Consider the following 23,973-nt stretch of genomic DNA (forward strand, 5'->3'; position numbering starts at 1 on the left):
ATTCTATAATTTATAATGATTCATTAGCATTTTCTCGTAAACTTTATCTGGAAGTGCACGTTTTAAAACGATTGAAAACTTTTGCATAAATGCACCAACTTTATAGTGTACATTCGGTTTTTTGGTTTGAATGATTTTGTAGACCGCTTCTGCCATTTCATTTGGATTACTTCCCGCATCAACATGATCATTCATAGTTGCCAGAACTTCTCCATAAACCTTTTCGTAAGCCGAATCTTTTATAACTGGTGCATGATAACGTCCTGCTGCAATATTTGTAGCAAAATCTCCAGGAGCAACGTTGGTAATTTCAATTCCAAAAGACTTCACTTCCATTCTCAAGGCTTCAGTAATCAACTCTAAAGCTCCTTTTGAAGCCGAATAAATGCTTCTGTACGGAAGTCCCATGTAACCAGCAATTGAAGTAATATTTATTATAAGTCCCGAATTCTGTTTACGCATCTGCGGAAGCGCAGCTTTCATAACTTCAATCGGTCCGAAAAAGTTCGTTTCAAAATTATTTCGAATTTCTTCCGTAGGAATTTCTTCTAATGGCCCAGTAATTCCAACTCCAGCATTATTGATTACAATGTCTAATCTTCCTGAGGTTTCAATAATTCGGTTTACAGCATTTTTAATAGAATCAGAATTTCGAACATCTAATGCAACCAAAGGAAAAATAGAATTTAGAACTTTCTCAGGATTTCTGCTCGTTCCGTAAACAACGAAACCTTTCTGATGTAAAAATTCACCAATAGATTTTCCAATTCCTGATGATCCTCCGGTAATTAAAACGACTTTGCTCATTTTTTAGTTATAAATTATGGATTATGAGTTATGATTTTTGGAGATGGTATTATTTTGAACGCTATATAATATGTTCAATCTTTACTTTTAACCAAATAACGTCTAACTTAAGATTGGGTAAAAATAAAAAAATCCTCCATAAAGGAAGATTATAAACTAATTAAATTCTAAAAAAAATGGCAAGCGACCTACATCGCACCGCTCAACCACGTACCCTTGCTATGTTCCCATCCTGGGGGAGTCTGCAGGAGCTGGTCGTGTAGGACTTGCCGGTGCAAATATACAACCTTTTTATATTTTTGCAAGACCTTTGTTGCTATAAAAATAACGTCGTATATTGGCATATTGAAATTTTAAACTATGAAAAAATATAACTTCCTAGCTGTCATTTTATTAGGAATCACATTAATTGGATGTAAAGAAAAAAATAAAGGTGAAAATTCTTTATTTACTATCGATGATTCTGCTTTTCCAGCCCATTTTACACAAAAAGAATCGCTTTCAATCGGAGTTTTAAACCCAAATTCGAAAGAAATCGACAGCATTGCTTACTTTATAAACGATAAAAGAGTTGGAGGTACAAAAGGTGCCGAAAAATTTAAATTTGAATTAAAAGATCAAAAATTAGGCTACCAATATCTAAAAGCTTCTGTATATTTTGGTGGAGATTCTTCTGATGCAACTAAAAGAATTGAAGTTGTATCTGACATCGAACCTAAATTATTAAACTATAAAATTGTAAACACTTTTCCACATGATACAACAGCTTTTACTGAAGGTTTAGAATTTCATGACGGAAGACTTTTTGAAAGTACAGGACAAAAAGAAGATTCATACTTCAGAGAGGTAGATTATAAAAACGGAAAAGTAATCAAACAAGTTGATCTTCCGAAAGAATATTTTGGAGAAGGAATTACTTTCTTCAATGGGAAATTATATCAGCTTTCATGGCAGGAAAAAACCGGGTTTATTTATGATGCTAAAACTTTCAAACTAGAAAAAACATTCAAATACGATAAAGATATTGAAGGTTGGGGAATGACACATGATGACCAATACATTTATCATTCTGATGGAACAGAGAAAATCTGGAAAATGGATCCTTCTAATCAAAAACTAATTGATTACATTAATGTTTATTCTGGCAGTTCAAAAATTAAAGCATTAAATGAACTAGAATTGATCAATGGAAAATTTTATGCTAATGTTTGGCAAAAAGACGCCATTGCTGTTGTAGACCCAAAATCTGGTGCAGTTGAAGGAATTATCAATTTATCTGGACTACGTAAATTTGTAAAAAGCAAAAATGCTGAGGTTCTAAACGGTATAGCCTACAACCCTACTACTAAAACCATTTTTGTTACTGGTAAATATTGGGATAAAATATTTGAAATAACAGTTTCTGAATAATCTTTAGAGAAAAAACAATTTACGAATTTCACAAGTTTTCACACATTAATCCGTGGAAATTTGTGAAATTTGTGTTTTATAACAATTTATATTAATGATCACTTTAATTACAAACATACAAGAGTTACTTCAGGTTCGCGAAACTTCTATTGCTAAAGTTTCAGGTTCTGAAATGGCTAATCTTCCAACAATTAAAAATGCTTTTTTAGTCTTAAAAGACAATCTCATTAAAGATTTCGGCTCAATGGATAATCTTCCAAAAATAAATGCCGACAAAACAATAGATGCAACAGGAAGAGTTGTGCTCCCATCTTGGTGTGACAGCCATACTCATATTGTTTACGCAGGAAATCGTGAGCAGGAATTTGTAGATCGCATTAATGGACTTTCTTATGAAGAAATCGCCAATCGCGGCGGCGGAATTTTAAATTCAGCTAAAAAACTAAACGAAACTTCCGAAGAAGAGATTTATGAACAGTCTAAAATTCGTTTAGAAGAAGTAATGCATTTAGGAACTGGAGCCGTCGAAATTAAATCAGGTTATGGTTTGACGGTTGATGGAGAATTAAAAATGCTTCGAGTAATTAAAAAACTGGCCGAAAACTATCCTATTGCCATAAAAGCTACATTTCTAGGCGCACATGCATTTCCTTTACATTACAAAGACGATAAAGCAGGTTATTTGGACGAAATTATAAACGAGATGCTTCCCGAAATCTCTAAAAATAAATTAGCAGATTATGTAGATGTTTTCTGCGAAAGCGGTTATTTCTCAGTAGAAGAAACCGAAAAAATTATGGAAGCAGGTTTGGCCTTTGGCTTAAAACCAAAAATTCACGTAAACCAATTCAACTCTATTGGCGGAATTCAGGCTGGAGTTAAATTTAATGCACTTTCTGTCGATCATTTAGAAATTATGAATCCAGAAGATATTGAAGCTTTAAAAGGAACAGAAACAATGCCTGTAGCTCTGCCTTCGTGTTCTTACTTTTTAAGCATTCCATATACGCCAGCACGCGAAATGATTAAAGCGGGCTTGCCTTTAGCATTGGCTACAGATTTTAATCCTGGTTCTACCCCATCAGGAAATATGAATTTTGTTGTAGCAACGGCCTGCATCAAAATGAAAATGACGCCAGAAGAAGCCATCAATGCCGCAACCATAAACGGCGCATATGCCATGGGACTCTCTGAAACTCACGGAAGTATTACAAAAGGCAAAAAAGCCAATTTAATCCTGACAAAACCAATTTCCTCTTACTACCAAATTCCTTACGCTTTTGGAAGCAATCTTATTGAATCTGTTTTTGTAGAAGGAAAAATTTTAGAATAATCATTTCAACGATTTAAATATTGCCAGTGGTTTCAACAACGGATAACGTATCGTTTTTCAAACAACAATAAAATTCAAATTTCATACATAAAAAAAGGTCTGTGAAATCACAGACCTTTAATATCTTAGTGGTATTTTATATTCCCTTCTGCGAATTATCTTAAACTGAAACTAGTTTTAGAAACTAACTCATCATTATCAAAAATATTGATAAAATAAGTTCCTTTTGCAAAATCTTTTCCTGGAAGATCTTCGCTAACTTGTACAGTTTTATTTTCATACTTTACTGTAGTCTTAAAGCTGTAAGTTAATGAGTTATCTCCAAAACTTTCTGTTTTTTTCTCGCCTAAAACATTGTTTTTAGCATCAATAACTTGAACATAATACGTTTTGTCACCAGATTTAGCAATTTGGTTTTCAGCAATTGTAAAACTAACTTTTAAAACGTCAGCACGGCTTGCTTTATCTGTTTCAATTTGTTTACCTGAGCTTTTCAATTTGTAAGCTGAAGTTTTAGTATTCAATACAGATAATTTAGAACCTTTTTCAACAGTTTTAGCTAGTTCTTCGTTTTGACCCACTAATACTTCATTATATTTTTTAGATTCTCCTAAAACTACAATAGTACTATCTCTTTGAGTAGTTAAAACACCATTTTGTTTTTTCAACTCATCGTTTTCAGCAACTAAAGTTTTCATTTTGCTTTGCATTGCTTGAACTTGAGATCTGTATTTAGAAACATCTCCTTTAGACTTGTTCAAATCATCCATTAAAGCCACTACTTTGTCTCTTTCTTGGATTAATTCGTCAGACATCGAAGTATTTTCAGCAATTGCAGCATCATAAGTCGCTTTTAACTCCTGTAAATCTTTCATTACAGATTCTTTTTCTGTCAAAGTTGTTGTAAGCTCCGTTTTAACTACTTCTGTATCAGAAGATAATTTAAAAATATACACTAAACTACCGATCAGTAGGACTGCTAAAACTGCGATTACCGCCTTTAGACTTGAATTGTTGTTCTTTGGGTTTTCCATATTTAAATAATTTTCTTTAATAACAAATTTAAGAATTAATATAAGGTAATAACGTAAGTTTCTACAATTATATTATTTTTGGAAAATAAATTTTTTTCATGGAAAAATTAATCCCTTTCACTATAAATGATTTAGCAAAAGTCACAAATCATAGAAGTGGTGAATTAAAGTTCGGAGAAAAGATGATTGTCATTCCGCCAGGAGCTGACAAAATTACTTTTCTCAAAGAAAGTGAAGCAAAATATGTTCTTTTAGGAATTCCTGAAGATATTGGCGTGCGTGCCAATTATGGAAGACCTGGAGCTGCATCGGCATGGCAATCTGCCATAAAAAGCATTGCAAACATTCAGCATAATAGGTTTTGTAAAGGAAGTAACATTATTGTTTTAGGGCAAATCAATGTTGCAAATGAAATGCGCGAAGTAGAAAACCTTGATTTTAATGATATAGATGATCGTTCAAAATTAAGTCAGCTAGTTGAAAAAATAGACAAAGAAGTTTCTCATATCATTTTTACTATTATCAAAGCCGGAAAAACTCCAATTATTATTGGCGGAGGCCATAACAATGCTTACGGAAATATTAAAGGCGCCGCTCTTGCGAAAGGAAAACCAGTAAACGCAATTAATTTTGATGCACATTCTGATTTTAGGATTTTAGAAGGCCGTCACAGCGGAAATGGATTTTCATACGCTTATGAAGAAGGTTTTTTAAAGAAATATTTCATTTTTGGGCTTCATGAAAATTACACTTCAAAAAGCGTTCTAGATATTATAAAAAAACTAGAAGACCGCGTTCGATACAATACTTACGACAGCGTCAACATCAGAAAAGAAAAAGATTTTAATCGTGAGATGATTACAGCTTTGGATTTTATTAAAAATGATTCTTTTGGAATTGAAATCGACCTTGATGCAATTCCAAACATCGCCAGCAGTGCTATGACAATCAGTGGTTTTTCTGTGGAAGAATTGAGACAATTTGTTTCTTTCTTCGGCGAACATAAAAACGCCACTTATCTTCATATTTGCGAAGGTGCACCAGATTTAGACAATTCTCCAAACAATAATTTAATTGGCAAATTAATTGGTTATTTAGTGACCGATTTCATTAAAGCCAATATCGAAAAAGACTGATTTAAAAGTAAGTTCTAAATTCAAAACAAATTGGTTTTGCCAAATAAAAGCTAATTCAAACAAACGATTGACTGAATAAACCTATCTTTGCACGGCATTTTAGAATTAAAGCTAAAATAGTTAATCACTAAGATATGTTATTCGAAGATCTATCACTTTCAAAAAGTATACAAAAAGCCGTATTTGAAGAAGGCTATTTAAATCCCACTCCGATTCAGGAACAATCTATTCCGGTTGTTTTATCTGGAAGAGATTTAATTGGCTGTGCGCAGACAGGAACAGGAAAAACGGCGGCATTTGCCATTCCAATCATACATCAATTACATCGAATTGTTGGCTCATCAAAAAAAGCAAAACAAATTCGTGCGCTAGTTGTTACGCCAACTCGTGAGCTTGCTGTGCAAATTGGAGAAAGTTTTGACACTTATGGCAAATATACCAATCTAACACAATTAACAATTTTTGGAGGTGTTTCGCAAAATCCACAGGTTGAAACCTTAAAAAAAGGAGTCGATATTCTAATAGCCACTCCAGGGAGACTGCTTGACTTACATAAACAAGGTTTTCTTGATTTGAATCATCTACATACTTTAGTGCTGGATGAAGCCGATCAGATGCTGGATATGGGTTTTATAAACGATGTGAAAAAGATCGTTAAATTAACTCCAAAAAACAGACAGACTTTACTTTTCTCTGCAACAATGCCAATTGCGATTCGTGAGCTTGCTGAAATGTTTCTTCAAGATCCAGCAAAAGTTGAAGTTTCGCCCGTTTCATCAACAGCTGAAAATGTAGAACAGCGTATTTATTTTGTTGATAAAACAGAAAAAAGAAACTTATTATATAGCTTGATTAAAGAGGAAAATTTATCAAACGTTCTTGTTTTTTCGAGAACAAAACATGGGGCTGATAATGTTGTGAAAGCACTTCGTAAGAAAGATATTCCTGCAGAAGCCATTCACGGAGATAAATCACAAAACGCTAGACAACGTGTTTTAGATGCTTTCAAAAACAAAGAAGTTGGCGTATTGGTTGCAACGGATATTGCGGCGCGAGGAATTGACATTGAACAATTGCCATATGTAATCAATTTTGATTTACCGAATATTCCTGAAACTTACGTTCACCGTATTGGCCGTACAGGTCGTGCCGGTAATGGTGGAATTGCGATTTCTTTCTGCGGAAAAGATGAGCTTCCTTATTGGAAAGATATTCAGAAATTAATCAAAGTGGACGTAAAAACAATTGCAGATCATCCTTATCAATGGCATTCTGGAAGTCCAGAAGCTGGGGAAAAACCTAAAAACTCAAACAGAAGCGGAGGCGCTCATAAATCGAGAAAATCGAATAACTCCAAGAAAAATAAAAAACGCTGGTATTAAACAGCGTTTTTTTCGTTTATAAGGAAATTGATTATTTTAAATAATTTAACCGGTTCAAAAGGTTTAATGATTATATCATTCATTCCAGACGAAATCGCCTCATCTGTAATCTCGTCTTTATCGAAAGCAGTTAAGGCCACAATTGGAGTTTCTATGCCGAGAAGACGTATCCTTTTAGTAGTTTCAAATCCGTTCATTAAAGGCATATTGATATCCATCAAAATCAAATCAAAGGTTTCGTTTTCTAAAATTTTAAGCGCCGCAAAACCATCGTCAACCACTTTGCAGGAATAATTATTTTTTTCGATAATCTTTTTCGTAACAAGCTGATTGATCAAATTATCTTCGACAACTAAAATTTTATAAATTTCGCTTGAAGTAAGATCAACTTCAATTTCATCAATAATGCTTTTCGTTTTCGCTAAATCATGTTCGAATGCAATTGTAAACGAAAATGCAGTTCCTTTTCCGAGATCACTATCCAATGTAATCGTACTTCCAAAAAGCCCTAGCAATCTTTTTACAATACTAAGCCCTAAACCAGTACCTTGATAATCTTCATCTCGTCTGCCAACTTGGACAAATTTTTCAAAAATCTTATTCTGATCTGCAACTGCGATTCCGATTCCGTTATCTTTAATTAAGAAATCTAAATAATACAACTTTCCTTCTACTTTATTTAGCTTTACGTTAATTTCAACTTGTCCATCTTTAGTAAATTTCAATGCATTACTTACCAAATTCATTAAAATCTGAGCAAGACGAAGTTTATCACCAATCAAATATTCCGGAATATTTGAGTCAATATTGGTAGAAATTCTATTATTATTTTTCTGCGAAAGGAAAGAAAGAGAGTTTTTGATTACCGTAATTTCGTCTGAAATATTAAAAGTCAGGTTTTCAAGTACAATTTTGTTTTCTTCAATTTTATTAATCTGCAAAATATCATTTACTAGAGACAATAAATATCTGGCAGAAAATTTTAGAGAACTTAAATGCTGGCTTCTCGAAATTTCTTTATGTTCTTCGAGCAGCATGTTGGTAATTCCGACCACACCATAAAGTGGCGTACGTAATTCGTGGCTTATAGTCGATATAAATTGTGTTTTGAGCAAAGAAGCTTCTTCTGCGATTTCTTTTGCTTTAAGAAGCTCCAAATTGTGTTTCTTCTTATACCGGATATTCTTTATAAGTGTGACAATTAAAATTAAAAGAATGAGAGAAATCAAAATAAAAAGAATCACAATAATTTTTGATTTCCTTAAACTTTGAGACTGCTCTACTTTTTCGCCTTCAACTTTATCAATTTGCCTCTTATACTCATCCAATTCAAGACTTAAACCGGCCTGAGATGCCTTTTTAAGCTTCTTAACATCATATACCTTATCCGAAACTTTATAATGGTTAACCAGTGCATCATATGCTTCTTTGTGCTTGTTGATTTTATTTAAAAAATGCGAATATTCTAAATAAGCATTTGCCAGATCTGTTTTCTCCTGGCATTTTTTTCCTGTTTCAATAGCACTTAAAAAATAAGCATTTGCGGCCTTATTATCATTTATATGGCTAGAATAAATACCATTGAGCATATCAACAATAACTTCTGTTGAACCGTCATTATATTTTATTTTAGTGCTGTTAACATACTTTAAAAAAAGATTTCCCTGTTTATAATTTCCTATATCAAAATAAGCCCACGCGATATTTACATTGGTAAAATAAACTTCTTTTAGATCATTAATTTTCAAAGCATAGGCGACCGCTTTTTTATAGTACCGAATTCCTTCATCAAACTGCTTTTTTTCAAAGCAGTACATATTCCCTAAATTATTATAGAGATTGCATTTTAAAGTATCATTGCTGGTTTTATTGGCATAGTACAGTCCTTTTTTATAGAAAAAAATAGCTTTATCAAACTCCGTCAGCTCGTTGTAATTCGCAGCAATAATATTATACGAACGAGCAATGAGACAATAATCTTTTACTGCTGTCGCCGCATTTAAAGCAGCTCTCGAATAGATAAGTGATTTTTCAAAATTAGATTCTCTAAAATTCAAAAGCGCTTTCTTTACAGTCTTATCAATTTTAGGATCGAGGTTACAATTAGATTGCCCGATTGCCGAATTGGCAAAGCAATTCAGAATTAAAAATAAAAGAAAAAGAATCCGTTTGTGGGGCATTAATCGGCTAATTTGATCAAATATACACTTTAAAATAAAAAAAAGCTGTATTTCATAAAAAAATACAGCTTGTCAAATATTATATCGATAACTAAGATAAAAAAATTAAAATCTCAGTACTATTATTATTCTTTATTGCTCTCCCATTGCCCAACAACAGAAGTAGCCAATGCATTTCCTAGCACGTTCGTAGCACTTCTAAACATATCGCAGAAATGGTCAATTGGAAGAATTAATGCGATTCCTTCAATTGGAATATCAAACATACCGCAAGTTGCTGCAACGACAACTAAGCTTGCTCTTGGTACACCTGCAATACCTTTACTGGTAAGCATTAAAACTAAAAGCATTGCCATTTGCGTTCCTAAATCTAAATGCACATTGTAGAATTGAGCAATAAAAATACTTGCAAAGGTCATATACATCATGCTTCCGTCTAGATTAAACGAATATCCAAGCGGCAACATAAAAGAAACAATTTTATCTTTTACTCCAAAGCCTTCCAATTCTTCTGTTAATTTTGGAAATACAGCTTCACTGCTTGTTGTTCCAAAAGCAATTGCCAAAGGTCCTGTAATACGTCTTAACAATTCAGTCATTCTTCCTTTAAGGAAAATATATCCTATGGCAATTAAAATAATCCATAAAGTACTGATTCCAATTAAGAAAGAACCGAAAAATTTGAAGTAAGTAATCACCAATTCTTCTGCATCTCGTATGGCAAACACACCTGCAATAGCTCCAAAAACTCCAATTGGCGCAAACTTCATTACATAGTTTACCATTTTCAAAACAATGTGCGATAATTTATCGAAAGCACCAATAATTGGTTTAACAGTATCTCCAAGAGAAGCGGCTGCCAATCCGAAGAAGATTGAGAAAACTACAATCTGTAGAATCTCATTAGTTGCCATTGCTTCGACAATACTTTTTGGCACTATATGCTCAACGAAATTATCAAAAGACAGATTTTGCGTTTTGCCAGTAACTTCTGAAGCTGCTGCCATGTCAACGTGATCTAATTTTAGACCAACACCTGGCTGTAAAATATTGACATAAAACAATCCAATTAGAAGCGAAATAAATGAAGCTGTAAAAAACCATCCAATAGCTTTTCCTCCAATTCTTCCCACAGTTTTGATATCTCCCAATTTTGCAATTCCAACCACCAAAGTCGTAAAAACCAATGGGGAAATAATCATTTGCACCAAACGAATGAAGATGGTTGCCAGCATTTTTATTTTACTGCTAAATGCCTGTGCTGCTTCTGGCGAAATGGTATTGTGCAATATAATTCCTAAAATGGCTCCTAGAACCATTGCAATTATAATTTGCCCTGTTAATCCCGAAAGAAATGATGTTTTTTTAGTTTCTGTAACTTCTTGCATTAAATTATTTTTTGATTATTAAAATATAAGACCCTCACTGTCTTACCTTTTATTAATATGTTTTGTTGATTAAATAGAAATCTGCCAAAACAATTGCTGCCATCGCTTCTACGATAGGCACTGCGCGAGGCACTACACACGGATCATGACGTCCTTTTCCTGTCATGGGTGTAATGTTACCTTTATTATCTAAAGAATCTTGAGTCTGCATAATAGTTGCAACAGGTTTAAAAGCCACTCTGAAATAAATATCCATTCCGTTGCTTATACCGCCTTGAATTCCTCCTGAAAGATTTGTTTTTGTGGTTCCGTCTGGGTTATATAAATCATTATGCTCACTTCCTTTCATTTCAGAACCAGAGAAACCGCTTCCGTATTCAAAACCTTTTACAGCATTAATAGAAAGCATTGCTTTTCCTAATTCTGCATGAAGTTTATCAAACACTGGCTCTCCTAAACCAACCGGAACATTCTGAATTACACAAGTTACAACACCTCCGACAGTATCTCCTTGTTTGCGGATATCGCGAATATATTCTTCCATAATCGCTGCAGATTTCTCATCTGGGCAACGCACTGGATTGCTTTCAATTTTAGAAAAATCCAATTCCTGATAAGGTGTATCTAAATGAATTGGTCCAACAGAAGAAACATAAGCATTGATTTTAATTTCAGGCAACATTTGTTTTGCAATTGCGCCCGCTACTACCCTACTTGCTGTTTCTCTAGCAGAACTTCTACCTCCACCTCGATAATCGCGAAAACCATATTTCTGATCGTAAACATAGTCGGCGTGGCTTGGTCTGTAGTTATCTTTTATATGCGAGTAATCGTCTGATTTTTGATTGGTATTTGGAATAATGAAACCAATTGGAGTTCCTGTTGTTTTTCCTTCAAATATTCCTGATAAGAACTGAACGCTATCTGGTTCTTTTCTTTGTGTAACAATTGCTGACTGACCTGGCTTTCTGCGAGCCATATCTACTTCAATTGCTTCAAAATCTAATTGTATTCCTGGAGGGCATCCGTCGATAATTCCGCCTAACGCTTCACCGTGAGATTCTCCAAATGTAGTAACTTTATATAGTGTGCCGAAGCTGTTTCCTGCCATTGTGTTTTGTTTTGAGCAAATGTAAGTTTTATGAATTAAATTAAAAAATTTAAAACTGGTATTATTAACGAAACATTAAATGGAATAAAAATCACAATTTGGTAAAATTATCCTCTTTTTAATAACCTTTTAATAAAGTCAGATTTCACAAACTTTCTTTCATTTGTAAAACTTCAAATCAAGAAAAATTGAAAAAAAGAAATGTCGAATTGGTCATTCTTTCTGATGTCCATTTAGGAACTTACGGAAGTCACGCAAAAGAACTAAACAATTATCTTTCAAGCATTAAGCCCAAAACTTTAGTTTTAAACGGCGATATAATCGATGCTTGGCAATTTCGTAAATCTTATTTTCCAAAAGCACACTTGCGAGTTATTCAGCGCATTATCGGAATGGCTTCTAAAGGAACAAAAGTGTATTATATTACTGGAAATCACGATGAAATACTTCGAAAATTCAGCGATATGAATATGGGAAATTTTGCTCTAGTCGATAAATTGGTTTTAGAATTAGATGATAAAAAGGCCTGGATTTTCCATGGAGACGTTTTTGACGCTTCTGTTCAGCACTCCAAATGGATTGCAAAATTGGGCGGACTGGGTTACGATTATTTAATTTTAATGAATCGTTTTGCGAACTGGTGTCTGGCAAAATTAGGACGCGAACCGTATTCTTTTTCTAAAAAAATAAAAGCAAGCGTTAAGAAAGCGGTAAAATTTATTTCAGATTTTGAAACCACTGCAACCGATCTGGCTATAGAAAAAAACTACGATTATGTCATTTGCGGGCACATTCATGAACCAAAAATCATGACGAAAGAAAACAAACACGGTTCTACTTTATATTTAAATTCAGGTGATTGGGTAGAAAATTTAACTGCTTTAGAATATCATAAAAAACGATGGAAATTATATTCTTATAAGGCCAGCAATTTTGCAGAAGAAGAAAATCTTTTAGAAATGGAAGACCTGATCACTTCTCAGCTAATTTCATCCATAATCCTAAAATAAACATCTCAGAAACAGTTTTTTAAGAATTTTAACACGTCAAAATCTTAAAAATGTAAATTATGTAACAATTTTCAAAAATGTTATACGTTTTATATCTGACTGTAATAATACATTTGAAAAAAATTAATTTACCATTTTTATGAAAAAGATACTATTATCTGCCATTATGCTTCTTGGTTTAGCATTTACGGCTCAATCACAAGAAATTTCGAAACACGCTTTAGGATTACGTCTGGGTGACAATAACGGATTTGGGGGAGAAATATCATACCAACTAGGATTGAATCAAAAAAACAGACTTGAATTTGATTTAGGATGGAGAAACAGCAGAGATGTAGACGCAATAAAAGGAGTCGCTCTATACCAATGGGTTTGGAACATCGACGGAGGTTTTAACTGGTATGCTGGTGTCGGTGGAGGACTAGCTGCTTGGGATCATGATTATTACAACAATAATTACAGATACAATGATAGCGGAACATATGTTTTTGCTGCTGGAGATATCGGTATAGAATATAGATTTAAAGAGGTACCACTTACTTTATCATTAGACGCAAGACCAGAAATTGGTTCTGGATATTACGACGATGACAATTTTGGATTTGACGTTGGCTTAGGTGTCAAATTTAGATTCTAAAATAAAACTAAAAAATAATTGTAAGAAGAAGCCTGTCGTTTAAAAGCGACAGGCTTTTTTTATGGGTTTCAAAAGAAATTTAAAAAAGGGCTTCGATTCCGCTCGGCCTGACAAACTTTGGAATCGTTTCCTAAAAACAATCGATATCCAGGCTGAGCGGAATCGAAGTCCAGTCTTTATATAATTTTATTTAATAATAATTTCTTTCTTAGAATGGATTTTTACAACCGTATAAGGATATGAAATCACCTGCATAGTCATGGCGTCTTTTGCAGGACTGTTTTCTTTTACTGTTATAATGATGTTTTTATCGGTTTCTTCAACCTTTTCAACATCGATTGTATAACCGCTAGTGTTTTTCTCACCCATGTTAAGAATCACGTAATTATATTCTTGAACATCTGGATCTTTCATTTTATGTGCTAAATTCGGATCGTTTTCAAGCATTTTGATTTCATTTGGCTCGGTTAAAATTTCAAAAAATTTAATATTTCCACCGCCATCAGATTGTTTTGTCAAAACCTCATACAGCGATGCGTTTGAACTTTCAACCTTCTTCACTCCACACGAAATCAAAACAAAAACCGCTAAAACAGAAATTACTTTTTTCATTTTATCCTTTTAAATTAGTGTTTCTCCAACTTATAATCATCAACTGCTTTCTGATATAAAGCTTCATATTTAGGCAATATGTTTTTAATATCAAATTTTCTTGCTACTTCTAATGCGTTTGCTTTAAATTGACTTAAAACAGCATCATCTTTTAAAATCTTCAATGCATTTTGCGCCATTTCTTCAACATTTCCAACATTGCTCAAGTAGCCAGAAAAACCATCATAATTCACTTCAGGCAGACCACCAGAATTACTCGAAATTACTGGAACTCCACATGCCATTGCTTCTAAGGCTGCCAAACCAAAACTTTCAGTTTCTGAAGGCAGTAAAAACAAATCGGTCATGCATAAGATTTTATCAATCTCATGACTATTCCCAAAGAAAATTACTTTATCTAAAATCCCTAATTCCTGACATAATATTTCTGCTTTTTCTTTTTCAGGTCCGTCACCAACCATCATCAATTTAGATGGAATTTCTTTCTGAACATTGTAGAAAATCTTAATGATGTCTGGAATACGTTTTACTTTTCTAAAGTTACTGATATGCGTAATAATGCGCTCATTTTCATTAGCCATTACATAACGATGGCAAGGCGCATTCGGGTCTTTCTTTACTTTGTCCAACTCAATAAAGTTAGGAATAACTTTTATTTTGTTTTTAATCTTGAACAACTTCAAAGTATCATCTTTCAAACTCTGCGAAACCGAAGTCACATAATCAGATTTATTGATACTAAATGTTACCGCAGGTTTATAAAAAGGATGGTTTCCGACAAGCGTAATATCTGTTCCGTGAAGTGTTGTAATCATCGGAAGATTAATTCCTTCATTTTTCAGCATTTGCTTTGCCATATAACCCGCATAAGCATGAGGAATAGCATAGTGGACATGCAGAAGCTCTATTTTGTACAATTTCACCATATCCACCAATTTACTCGATAGCGCTAATTCGTACGGCTGATAGTGAAACAAAGGATATTCTGGAACATTTACCTCATGGTAATGAACATTAGGATTTAAAAGCGCCAATCTTACTGGCTGACTATATGTAATAAAATGTATTTCGTGTCCTCTTCTGGCTAATTCGAGACCTAACTCTGTGGCTACCACACCACTACCTCCAAAAGTAGGATAACAGACTATTGCTATTTTCATGGATTAAATTTAATTCTACGAAAATACTCAAAAATAGCGTCTAATTAACCGTTTAAATTGTTAGATTTTTGACAAAATTAGATTAATTCTAGTTGATAAATATTTCTAAAAATTGCAATATTTCAGACAAACCTAACAAGTTTTAAAAACCTATTAGGCTTCAAACTTGAAACTTGAATCCTGAAACCATAAAAAAAGGCACAAAATATAAATTTTATGCCTTTTTAATATTTTAATATTTTTCTTAGAAAAACCTGCTATGCCAGCTGTCGGCTGCAGGAACTTCCCAAGCTTCATTAAATTCTTCAATATTGGTAACCAAATTATTAAATACAATTGTATTTGCTGTTACCGCTTTATCTTTAACCATTTTCTTGAAATCAATTAATGGTTTATGTGCAATATGTTCTCCAAGCTTAAAAGTAACATTCATTTTATCTAATAAATCAACGTCATACTTTTTTTCTAAACTTTGAATAAACTCAACAGAACTATCTATAGAACATCCCGTAGCAGCTTGAACTTCTTGATTTACAGCCAATATAATAAATCGGTTGTATTTTAATAAATAAGAAGCTTCTAAACTTGTGCCATGTGCAGCCCACTGATCAACAAAAGCTTTTAAATCTGCTTCTATTTCAGAAAACTCTTCCTCAGAAAATTTTCTGTTAGATTGGTAAATCCAAACTCTAGATTCACCTGGTAAATTTTCGAAAGGTATATACATTTTTAAATTTTGTTTATTTTGTTTGTTTTGTTCCAAGTTTCAAGTTAAAAACTTAGAACCTTAGCACATTTGTAACTTAGAACCTCAGATTACAAATCCTGTGCGTTTGCAATTAATTCAGCGATGTCCAGAACTTTAACTTGGCCTTCTTTTTCTTTATTCTTAATTCCGTCTGTCAACATAGTATTGCAAAACGGACAGCCTGCCGCGATAATATCAGGCTGAGTTTCCAAAGCATCTTCTGTACGAAGAACATTTACTTCTTTGTTTCCAGGTTCAGCATCTTTAAACATTTGCGCCCCTCCTGCTCCACAGCATAATCCGTTTGCTTTAGAACGCTTCATTTCGACTAATTCAACGTCTAATTTCTGAATTAAATCTCTTGGCGCTTCGTAAACTTTATTTGCTCTTCCTAAATAACAAGGATCGTGGAAAGTAATTTTTTTCCCTTTAAACTGCCCGCCTTCTACAGTCAATCTCCCATCATCAATTAATGACTTCAAAAATTCTGTATGATGGATAACTTCATAGTTTCCACCTAATTCAGGATATTCATTTTTTAAAGTATTAAAACAGTGCGGACAAGCTGTAACAATTTTTTTTGCTTCATAAGCATTCAAAACCTCGATATTCATCATGGCCTGCATTTGAAACAAAAATTCATTTCCGGCTCTCTTTGCAGGATCGCCAGTACAACTCTCTTCTGTACCTAAAACCGCAAAAGAAACATTCGTACGGTTCAAAATTCGTACAAACGCTTTAGTAATTTTTTTTGCTCTATCATCAAAACTTCCTGCGCAACCTACCCAAAATAAGACCTCTGGCTGTTTTCCTTCGGCAAGCATTTCTGCCATTGTTGGCACTACTAAACTTTCTGACATTTCTCTCACTTTTGTTTAATCGGTAATCTATGAATTGTTTAATTGTCAAAGAAAAAAGACAATTCTATAAAACCCGAAATATTATTTTAAAATCGATTAAACGGTTAAACAACTAACCGATTAAACCATAAATCTTAATTCTCGTTTTTCCAATTTAAACGGTCTTGTTGGCTGTATTGCCATGGCGCGCCATTGTTTTCAATATTAGTCATCATGGCATTTAATGACATTGGCGCAGCACTTTGTTCCATAACCAAATAACGGCGCATATCCATAATAATAGACAACGGACTGATATTTACTGGACATTCTTCAACACAAGCATTACAAGACGTACAAGCCCACAATTCTTCTGGTGTGATATAATCGTTTAGTAAAGTTTTGTTGTCTGGAACAAAAACACCTTTATTGGCATCGATATTTTTACCAACTTCTGTCAAACGATCTCTTGTATCCATCATAATTTTACGAGGAGACAATTTTTTACCTGTTTGATTTGCTGGACAAGAAGAAGTACAACGTCCACATTCTGTACAAGTATAAGCATTCAACAGCTGAACCCAGTTTAAATCCTGAACATCACTTGCACCAAATTTAGCCGGATGTGCATTTTCATCAGCTGGAGCAGCCGCAAACGGATCTGCATTTGGATCCATCATTAATTTTACTTCTTTAGTAACCGAAGCTAAATTATCAAATTGTCCTTCCGGTTTCAAATTGGCAAAATACGTATTTGGGAATGCCAAAAGAATGTGCAAATGTTTTGAAAAGTATAAATAGTTCATAAAAACTAAAATACCAGCAATATGCAACCACCAAAAGATTTCAAATAATAGGCCCACAACTTCATTGGAAGTTCCATTAAAAATCGGCGCTATAAATTGGCTTATTGGGTAACTTCCCGCTTTATGAAAATGAGAATATCCTCCAGGCACATTTTGCAGATGATAATCTGAAGCATTCATCAACAAGAACAAAATCATTAAAACCGTTTCAAAATACAAAATGTAATTTGCATCACTTTTTGGAAATCCTGTTAAATCAGAATGTATGAAACGTTTTAATCGGATAAAGTTTCTTCTAAGCCAAAAAACTGTAACAGAAAAAATTACAAGTATTGCTAATATTTCAAAAGAGGCAATTAGAACATCATACACTACTCCTAAATAAGGAGCAAAAATTCTGTGCGTTCCAAATAATCCATCAATGATGATTTCGAGTAATTCGATATTAATGATAATGAAACCTGCATATACTATAATATGAAGGATACCTGCAACAGGGCGTCTCACCATTTTTGACTGCCCAAGAGCAATCAATGCCATGTTTTTCCAACGAGCTTTAGGATTATCTTTTCGATCTACATCGACTCCCAGATTAATATTTCGGATGATTTTTTTTACGCTCGCTGCAAAAAAACCGAAACCTGCTATAAGAAGTACTGCGAATAAAATATTATCTAAATAACTCATTTATAATTATTTTTTATCGGTTGAGTTTGTTTCTTCAGTTGGTGCCACGTATGGTTTATTTTTCTTTCCGAAAAGAGAAACGTTTACGTAACGAGTTGGATAAAGGCGAAGATCTTGCAATAACAATTCAAGTTCTTTTGAAGTTTTAGTCAGGTTGTTATATAAAGCCTCGTCGTTAAGTATTTTTCCTGCCGTACCTTTTCCAGAGTTCAGATTGCTCATTAAAACATCTACTTTAGCTAAAGTCTGGTTCAAGTTACGAACGGTTTTACCTAAATCTGCTTTGTTTAATGAATCTGAAATTTTATTGAAGTTACCAGACATTTTATTGAAGTTTGTTACCATTCCGTTAATCTGTCCTTTATTGGTATCCAAAATATTGTTTAGACTTCCTGAAGCTTTATGAAACTGTGTCATTGTCTGACTTAGTTCAGCAATTGTTTTCTTTAGATTTTCTTGAGTGTTTTTGTCTAAAGTATTATTTAATCCTGTAACCAAATTATCAATATTCAAAAGCATTTTATCAAGCTTTTGCTGAATTGGTTCAATTTTTCCTCCTAATGATTCTGTTAGCCCCAGTTCAACGTTCGAAGCCAATTTTTGTCCATCTTCTGCTAATTCTTTATCAGCAAAATTTGGAACAATTTTAATTTGCTTTCCTCCAATTAAACTCGGCGAATAAATATAAGCTGTACTTGTTTTAGAAATTGGAAAATCTGTTTTAAGCTGAAGTTCAACCAATAATTTACCTGTAACTTCATCAATTGTAATTTTATTTACTTTACCAATCGCAAGTCCGTTAAGCGTTACTGGCGCTGATGGTGATAAATCTTCAACATTATCATATTCAGCATATAATATTGTATAATTAGTAAAAAGGTCTCTTCCCTTTAAAAAACTATATCCCCAGATAAATAGTAGAATGGATGCGATGACTAAAATAGCCGTTTTAATTTCTCTTGTTAGTTTCAAAATTCTAAGTGTTTGTACAAAATTAATATAAATATTCGAACTTACGCTTATTATTTAATCGCGTCCTGAATACTGATTTTTTCGCCATCTTTAGTTGCCACTAAAAACGCAGCGCCATACCCTTTACTTTTAGCTTCTTGCAAATATTTTTGGGCTGTTTCATAACTCGGAGTTTCTTCGTAGAAATATTTATAAATATTATTTTCGTAGATCATCGTTACATTTTTAAGCCCTTTAAAGTTTTTAGGTTCTAAAGGTGTTTTTTTGATGCTTGCAATAAGCTGCACCTTAAAAAACGTTCCTTTTGGAGCACTTTTTGCCACGGCAACTGGAGCGGTTGCTTTTGGTTTTGCCTTAGTTGAAGTATCTTTTATGGGCCGACTATCCTCTGACTCAGTTCCTGAACCAAAGTATTCTCTTTTATAACTTAAAATAGCTTCCGCAATTGCTCTTGCAATATCATCCTGACCTTCTTCCGAATTAAGAATATTTCCTTCTGTTGGATTAGATACAAATCCTGTTTCAACCAAAACTCTAGGCATATACGCTTTATGAAGTACCATAAAAGGCGCTTGTTTCACACCTCCATGGCGAAGTTTTTTTCCTAATTTTTCAAAGTTCTCTTCGATTTTAGTAGCCAGAGTAATACTATTATCCAAATATTCTTCTTGCATCAAGGTCATACCAATCATAGATTCTGGAGAATTTGGATCGTAGCCTTCGTATTTACGTTTGTAATCTTTCTCTAATGTAATTACGGAGTTCTCTTTTTTTGCAGCCTCTAAGTTTGATGCTACTTTACTTAAACCCATTACGTAAGTTTCAGTTCCATCAGCCGCAGTATTTTTATTAGCGTTACAGTGAATTGAGACAAAAATATTTGAATTTGCTCTGTTGGCTATATTGGCTCTTTCTACCAAATCAACAAAAACATCCGTTTTACGAGTATAAATTACGTTAACATTTGGATTTAGTTCTAAAATCTTCCCCACTTTCAAAACAATAGCTAAAGCAATATTTTTTTCGATTCGCCCACTGTACACAGCTCCAAAGTCATGATCTCCATGTCCAGCGTCAAGTGTCACTTTAAATACATTTGACTGACTATGAGCATAAAAAGACGATAGCATTAGAAATAAAGCAAATATTACTTTAAATTTGTTAATTCCATTCATAAATCTAAAAGTTAATTTTAATAAAACGCAGCTGTTATAATTTTTAGAATTGATTATTTTTGCCAAAAAATTATATGTAAGTTTGACGTGTCAAAAAACAAGCCATAATTTTACAAAAATAGCATTTAAACCTTTGCATACAAACTTATTTAATATCGTTTTAATATCATTTTTCCTAACTATAGGTTGTGGTAATTTATATTCGCAAGAAATAAAAAACAAAAAAAAGCCTTTACCTGCTGTAAAACAAACAGATAAAGAATCTGTTGCCATTAAAGACACCATAAAACTAGATACTGTTAAACCAAAAAAGACTTTTTTGGACGGAAAAGTTAGATATGTGGCCAAAGACTATGCTAAAATTGACCAGAAAAATAAGCTGATTACACTATACAATGAAGCAGAATTATACTATAAAGATGTAGAATTAAAATCGGGTATAATTGTACTTAATTATGAAAAAGATGAAGTTTATGCAGGAAGGATTAAAGATTCTGCCGGTGTTTTAACGCAATATCCTAATTTCAAACAGGGAGCCAGCGAAGTACAGCCAGATTCTATCCGATTTAATTTTAAAACCAAAAAGGCCTTAATTTACAATTCTCGAACAGAACAAGGCGAATTTAAAATTAAGGCTGCAGTTACTAAAAAAGAAAACGATTCGGTTTACTTTTTAAAAGGTGCCCGTTTTACCACTTCAACAGATGTAGATCATCCTGAATACTATTTCCAGACTAGTAAAGTTAAGTTTATACCAGGAAAAAAAGTAATTACGGGTTTGACCAATATGGTAATTGCTGACGTTCCAACTCCTTTGGCATTGCCTTTCGCTTATTTTCCAATGAGTCAGGAAAAGAGCGTTTCGGGTATTATTATCCCAAGCTACAACGATTCTAACACGAGAGGTTTTTCATTGCAGAACGGAGGTTATTATTTCGCTCTTAGCGATAATTATGACTTAACCGTACTTGGCGATTATTACACCAACGGAAGTTACGCCATGCGATTTGAATCTGCGTATGCCAAGCGATATAAGTATAGAGGAAATGTCAACATTCGTTTTGAAAATCTAATCAACAGCGAGCGCGGTTATCCTGATTACTCAAAACAAAGCATTTACAATATTCAGTGGTCGCATTCTAAGGACACCAAATCAAATCCAAATTCTACTTTCTCTGCTTCTGTAAACATGGGTAGTAGTAAGTACTTCAAACAATCTATCAACCAAGCCAACATTGGATCGAACTTAAACAACACCTTAAGTTCTTCGATTTCATATAATAAAACTTTTAATACAATTCCTGGTTCACGTATTTCATTATCTGCAACGCACAGCCAGAATACTCAGACAGAAGACATTATTATGACACTTCCATCTTTGCAGGGAAGTATTGATCGTATTTATCCATTTGTTGGGAAAAATGGGGTAAAAAAAGGATTAATTAAAAACATCAACTTACAATATAACGTAAGCGGTAAAAACTATTTCAAAACAAAAGATTCGTTGTTTTTCAAACCTCAAATGTTTAATGATGCACAGTTAGGATTACAACAGACTATACCATTAAGCACTAATTTTAAAATTTTTAAATATTTTAGTGCTGGAGCTTCAACAACTTATCAAGAAACATGGGTTAATAAAACCATCCAAAAAGTTTACGACCCTACTGCCGGACAAACTATTAATAAGACCGTAAATGGTTTTGATGCTTTTAGAACTTATAATTTCAGCACCAATTTAGGAACTACTATTTACGGAACTTTTAATTTTGGAGCTGATAAAAAAATCCAATCTATTCGACATGTCATGCGTCCAAGCATAACGTATGCTTATACGCCAAGTTTTGAGAAATATTACGACACATATGCCGTAGATGCTTCTGGAAGAATTACTTCTGAATACACAAGATTCGAGAACGGATTATACGGTGCTCCAGGAAAAGAGAATTCTAACATTGTTGGTTTTGCTCTGAGCAATACTTTTGAGGCAAAAGTAAGAGACCGAGACAGCACAAAAACAGAGCCTAAAAAAATAATGCTGCTGAACAACTTAAACTTCAGCACGAGCTATAACTTCAACGCTGACGGAAAAACAACATTTGGATGGCAGCCTGTATTGGTAAGTGGTGGAACCCAATTTTTTGATAATAAAATGAATATGAATTTTGGTGCCACATTAGACCCATATGCGATTGATAATGGAGGTAACAAAATTGATAAATTCAACATTGACAATGGCGGAAGTTTATTTAGAATGACTAGCGCAAACGTAACTGTAAACTACTCATTCTCGAATAAAGGAACCGGAAAGGAAAAAAACACGCAAAGCCAGAGGAACGGTGGACGTAGCGATGATTTATTTGGAACCAATACCGATTTAAATGACAGCCGCAACAGCCAATTTGCCAATGAACCTGAAAAAGAAGATGTGATAACAGAATTCTTCAATTCTAAAGTTCCGTGGGATATGACGCTTGCCTATTCGTTAACCTATTCAAACGTAAAACGAGAAAATACTATTTCCGGAAACTCTATCATGGTTTCTATCAATACCGACCTTACTCCTAAATGGAAAGCTGGGGTTTCAACTGGTTACGATTTTGTACAAAAAGGAGTTACCTTTACCCAATTCCGTTTTGAAAGAGATTTGTTAAGCTGGAGAATGGCCTTTAACTGGCAGCCATTGGGAACAAATTCTAATTGGAACTTCTTCATCGGAATTAAATCTGGTATGCTTAGCGATATCAAATGGAACAAACGCAGCGTTTCTAACAGATAAACTACTTTCGAATCAAAATAATTTCATTATGAAAAAAATCATTTTTACCGAGAAAGCTCCAGCTCCAATCGGACCTTATAATCAAGCTGTATTATCTGGAAATACACTTTATGCTTCTGGACAGATCGCAATTAATCCTGAGTCAGGAGAATTGGTTACAGACAATATTAATGATGAAACTACTCAAGTTATGAAAAACATTGCCGCTATTCTTGAAGCAGCTAACATGACTTTTGAGAACGTTGTAAAGTCAACTATTTTCATCATGGACATGAACAATTTTGGCGCAATAAATGCTGTTTACGGTTCTTATTTTAACGAAAAAACCGCTCCAGCTCGTGAAACGGTTCAAGTGGCTTGTCTGCCAAAAAATGTTAATGTAGAAATATCTATAATTGCAGTGCAATAGCATCTAATAATAATTGTGCCGTTGCTTCATTGGTTGCCAGCGGCACATTATGTACATCACAAACACGAATCAGCATATTGATATCTGCTTCATGAGGATGGCTCGATAAAGGATCCTTGAAAAAGAATACCATATTCGTTATTCCTTCCGCGACTCTTCCTGCAATTTGCGCATCGCCACCCAGCGGACCAGAAAGCATTCTCTGCGTTTTAAATCCAGCAGCTTCTGCTTTTCCCCCAGTAGTACCGGTACCGATAAGCCTTATTTTTTCATTGTGTAAAACAGCTTCATTTTTGATTAAGAAATCAATCAAATCTGCTTTTTTACCATCATGAGCAATAATGGCAATCTCCATAAA

At 33.7% G+C, this 23,973-nt stretch carries 21 protein-coding genes and 1 other RNA gene; 8 read left to right on the top strand and 14 right to left on the bottom strand.

Going from position 1 to position 23,973, the window contains the following annotated elements; genetic code table 11:
- Positions 1-3: 3 nt before the first annotated feature.
- Positions 4-807: an SDR family oxidoreductase gene (locus BLP44_RS11260; protein ID WP_091133004.1), complete on the bottom strand. Its 804-nt coding sequence runs from the start codon at positions 805-807 to the stop codon at positions 4-6.
- Positions 808-981: 174 nt separating this feature from the next.
- An RNA gene (gene ffs, locus BLP44_RS11265) (signal recognition particle sRNA small type) lies at positions 982-1,079 on the bottom strand.
- An 88-nt stretch (positions 1,080-1,167) separates the two neighbouring features.
- Between ffs and BLP44_RS11270 the strand changes: the two genes are divergently transcribed.
- Both BLP44_RS11270 and hutI read left to right on the top strand, forming a co-directional pair.
- Positions 1,168-2,217: a glutaminyl-peptide cyclotransferase gene (locus tag BLP44_RS11270; RefSeq protein WP_091133007.1), complete on the top strand. Its 1,050-nt coding sequence runs from the start codon at positions 1,168-1,170 to the stop codon at positions 2,215-2,217.
- Between the two features lie 94 nt (positions 2,218-2,311).
- On the top strand, positions 2,312-3,550 hold the full coding sequence (gene hutI / locus BLP44_RS11275) for an imidazolonepropionase (RefSeq protein WP_066034084.1): 1,239 nt from the start codon (positions 2,312-2,314) through the stop codon (positions 3,548-3,550).
- A 155-nt stretch (positions 3,551-3,705) separates the two neighbouring features.
- Here hutI and BLP44_RS11280 read toward each other — a convergent pair whose 3' ends face one another.
- The gene (locus BLP44_RS11280) at positions 3,706-4,584 is read right to left on the bottom strand and encodes a hypothetical protein (RefSeq protein WP_008468844.1); all 879 of its coding nucleotides are present in this window, start codon (positions 4,582-4,584) and stop codon (positions 3,706-3,708) included.
- Positions 4,585-4,682: 98 nt separating this feature from the next.
- On the opposite strand from BLP44_RS11280, the gene BLP44_RS11285 reads away from it, so the two are divergent.
- Complete coding sequence (locus BLP44_RS11285; RefSeq protein WP_091133010.1) at positions 4,683-5,720, top strand: formimidoylglutamase; 1,038 nt, start codon at positions 4,683-4,685, stop codon at positions 5,718-5,720.
- 134 nt (positions 5,721-5,854) lie between these two features.
- Positions 5,855-7,102: a DEAD/DEAH box helicase gene (locus BLP44_RS11290; protein WP_091133014.1), complete on the top strand. Its 1,248-nt coding sequence runs from the start codon at positions 5,855-5,857 to the stop codon at positions 7,100-7,102.
- Here BLP44_RS11290 and BLP44_RS11295 read toward each other — a convergent pair.
- From BLP44_RS11295 to aroC, 3 genes are all read right to left on the bottom strand, one after another.
- Positions 7,099-9,282 carry a response regulator gene (locus BLP44_RS11295; protein ID WP_008468841.1) on the bottom strand — a complete coding sequence of 728 codons (2,184 nt, stop codon included), beginning with the start codon at positions 9,280-9,282 and terminating at the stop codon, positions 7,099-7,101. The two genes, BLP44_RS11290 and BLP44_RS11295, sit on opposite strands and share 4 nt — an antisense overlap.
- A 125-nt stretch (positions 9,283-9,407) precedes the next feature.
- Entirely contained in the window at positions 9,408-10,670 is a 1,263-nt protein-coding gene (locus BLP44_RS11300) for a dicarboxylate/amino acid:cation symporter (RefSeq protein WP_008468840.1), read from the bottom strand.
- 52 nt (positions 10,671-10,722) lie between these two features.
- A complete protein-coding gene (gene aroC, locus BLP44_RS11305) occupies positions 10,723-11,781 on the bottom strand; it encodes a chorismate synthase (protein ID WP_091133017.1) in 1,059 nt (352 codons plus the stop codon).
- 188 nt (positions 11,782-11,969) lie between these two features.
- Here aroC and BLP44_RS11310 point away from each other — a divergent pair, with 188 nt between their 5' ends.
- Together BLP44_RS11310 and BLP44_RS11315 are read left to right on the top strand one after the other, a co-directional pair.
- On the top strand, positions 11,970-12,791 hold the full coding sequence (locus BLP44_RS11310; protein ID WP_008468838.1) for a UDP-2,3-diacylglucosamine diphosphatase: 822 nt from the start codon (positions 11,970-11,972) through the stop codon (positions 12,789-12,791).
- A 139-nt stretch (positions 12,792-12,930) separates the two neighbouring features.
- Complete coding sequence (locus BLP44_RS11315; RefSeq protein WP_008468837.1) at positions 12,931-13,428, top strand: hypothetical protein; 498 nt, start codon at positions 12,931-12,933, stop codon at positions 13,426-13,428.
- A 186-nt stretch (positions 13,429-13,614) separates the two neighbouring features.
- On the opposite strand, the gene BLP44_RS11320 is transcribed toward BLP44_RS11315, so the two are convergent.
- From BLP44_RS11320 to BLP44_RS11350, 7 genes are all read right to left on the bottom strand, one after another.
- Complete coding sequence (locus tag BLP44_RS11320; RefSeq protein WP_008468835.1) at positions 13,615-14,040, bottom strand: protease complex subunit PrcB family protein; 426 nt, start codon at positions 14,038-14,040, stop codon at positions 13,615-13,617.
- Positions 14,041-14,054: 14 nt separating this feature from the next.
- Positions 14,055-15,200, bottom strand: a complete 1,146-nt coding sequence (bshA, locus tag BLP44_RS11325) for an N-acetyl-alpha-D-glucosaminyl L-malate synthase BshA (RefSeq protein ID WP_091133020.1) — start codon at positions 15,198-15,200, stop codon at positions 14,055-14,057.
- A gap of 244 nt (positions 15,201-15,444) precedes the next feature.
- Positions 15,445-15,927 (bottom strand): ABC transporter ATPase, encoded by a 483-nt coding sequence (locus BLP44_RS11330; protein WP_066035183.1) that lies wholly within the window; start codon positions 15,925-15,927, stop codon positions 15,445-15,447.
- Between the two features lie 89 nt (positions 15,928-16,016).
- Positions 16,017-16,808, bottom strand: a complete 792-nt coding sequence (locus BLP44_RS11335) for a (Fe-S)-binding protein (RefSeq protein ID WP_008468829.1) — start codon at positions 16,806-16,808, stop codon at positions 16,017-16,019.
- A 134-nt stretch (positions 16,809-16,942) separates the two neighbouring features.
- The gene (locus tag BLP44_RS11340) at positions 16,943-18,280 is read right to left on the bottom strand and encodes a 4Fe-4S dicluster domain-containing protein (RefSeq protein WP_091133021.1); all 1,338 of its coding nucleotides are present in this window, start codon (positions 18,278-18,280) and stop codon (positions 16,943-16,945) included.
- Positions 18,281-18,286: 6 nt separating this feature from the next.
- Positions 18,287-19,252 (bottom strand): MlaD family protein, encoded by a 966-nt coding sequence (locus tag BLP44_RS11345; RefSeq protein WP_008468826.1) that lies wholly within the window; start codon positions 19,250-19,252, stop codon positions 18,287-18,289.
- A 50-nt stretch (positions 19,253-19,302) separates the two neighbouring features.
- Positions 19,303-20,427 (bottom strand): N-acetylmuramoyl-L-alanine amidase family protein, encoded by a 1,125-nt coding sequence (locus BLP44_RS11350; protein WP_091133712.1) that lies wholly within the window; start codon positions 20,425-20,427, stop codon positions 19,303-19,305.
- An 82-nt stretch (positions 20,428-20,509) separates the two neighbouring features.
- On the opposite strand from BLP44_RS11350, the gene BLP44_RS11355 reads away from it, so the two are divergent.
- A complete protein-coding gene (locus BLP44_RS11355; protein ID WP_008468823.1) occupies positions 20,510-23,206 on the top strand; it encodes a putative LPS assembly protein LptD in 2,697 nt (898 codons plus the stop codon).
- A gap of 28 nt (positions 23,207-23,234) precedes the next feature.
- Entirely contained in the window at positions 23,235-23,615 is a 381-nt protein-coding gene (locus BLP44_RS11360; RefSeq protein ID WP_008468820.1) for a RidA family protein, read from the top strand.
- Here the strand turns inward: BLP44_RS11360 and BLP44_RS11365 are convergent.
- Positions 23,596-23,970 carry a methylglyoxal synthase gene (locus BLP44_RS11365; RefSeq protein ID WP_035692130.1) on the bottom strand — a complete coding sequence of 125 codons (375 nt, stop codon included), beginning with the start codon at positions 23,968-23,970 and terminating at the stop codon, positions 23,596-23,598. The two genes, BLP44_RS11360 and BLP44_RS11365, sit on opposite strands and share 20 nt — an antisense overlap.
- Between the last annotated feature and the right edge of the window lie 3 nt (positions 23,971-23,973).

The sequence above is a fragment of the Flavobacterium anhuiense genome (genome assembly GCF_900101855.1).
Lineage (GTDB): Bacteria > Bacteroidota > Bacteroidia > Flavobacteriales > Flavobacteriaceae > Flavobacterium > Flavobacterium anhuiense.

Bases quoted from the DNA above. Each gene is read 5' to 3' on its own strand.
- BLP44_RS11260 (WP_091133004.1), bottom strand. From the start codon at position 807: ATGAGCAAAGTCGTTTTAATTACCGGAGGATCATCAGGAATTGGAAAA.
- BLP44_RS11270 (WP_091133007.1), top strand. From the start codon at position 1,168: ATGAAAAAATATAACTTCCTAGCTGTCATTTTATTAGGAATCACATTA.
- hutI (WP_066034084.1), top strand. From the start codon at position 2,312: ATGATCACTTTAATTACAAACATACAAGAGTTACTTCAGGTTCGCGAA.
- BLP44_RS11280 (WP_008468844.1), bottom strand. From the start codon at position 4,584: ATGGAAAACCCAAAGAACAACAATTCAAGTCTAAAGGCGGTAATCGCA.
- BLP44_RS11285 (WP_091133010.1), top strand. From the start codon at position 4,683: ATGGAAAAATTAATCCCTTTCACTATAAATGATTTAGCAAAAGTCACA.
- BLP44_RS11290 (WP_091133014.1), top strand. From the start codon at position 5,855: ATGTTATTCGAAGATCTATCACTTTCAAAAAGTATACAAAAAGCCGTA.
- BLP44_RS11295 (WP_008468841.1), bottom strand. From the start codon at position 9,282: ATGCCCCACAAACGGATTCTTTTTCTTTTATTTTTAATTCTGAATTGC.
- BLP44_RS11300 (WP_008468840.1), bottom strand. From the start codon at position 10,670: ATGCAAGAAGTTACAGAAACTAAAAAAACATCATTTCTTTCGGGATTA.
- aroC (WP_091133017.1), bottom strand. From the start codon at position 11,781: ATGGCAGGAAACAGCTTCGGCACACTATATAAAGTTACTACATTTGGA.
- BLP44_RS11315 (WP_008468837.1), top strand. From the start codon at position 12,931: ATGAAAAAGATACTATTATCTGCCATTATGCTTCTTGGTTTAGCATTT.
- BLP44_RS11320 (WP_008468835.1), bottom strand. From the start codon at position 14,040: ATGAAAAAAGTAATTTCTGTTTTAGCGGTTTTTGTTTTGATTTCGTGT.
- bshA (WP_091133020.1), bottom strand. From the start codon at position 15,200: ATGAAAATAGCAATAGTCTGTTATCCTACTTTTGGAGGTAGTGGTGTG.
- BLP44_RS11330 (WP_066035183.1), bottom strand. From the start codon at position 15,927: ATGTATATACCTTTCGAAAATTTACCAGGTGAATCTAGAGTTTGGATT.
- BLP44_RS11335 (WP_008468829.1), bottom strand. From the start codon at position 16,808: ATGTCAGAAAGTTTAGTAGTGCCAACAATGGCAGAAATGCTTGCCGAA.
- BLP44_RS11340 (WP_091133021.1), bottom strand. From the start codon at position 18,280: ATGAGTTATTTAGATAATATTTTATTCGCAGTACTTCTTATAGCAGGT.
- BLP44_RS11350 (WP_091133712.1), bottom strand. From the start codon at position 20,427: ATGAATGGAATTAACAAATTTAAAGTAATATTTGCTTTATTTCTAATG.
- BLP44_RS11360 (WP_008468820.1), top strand. From the start codon at position 23,235: ATGAAAAAAATCATTTTTACCGAGAAAGCTCCAGCTCCAATCGGACCT.
- BLP44_RS11365 (WP_035692130.1), bottom strand. From the start codon at position 23,970: ATGGAGATTGCCATTATTGCTCATGATGGTAAAAAAGCAGATTTGATT.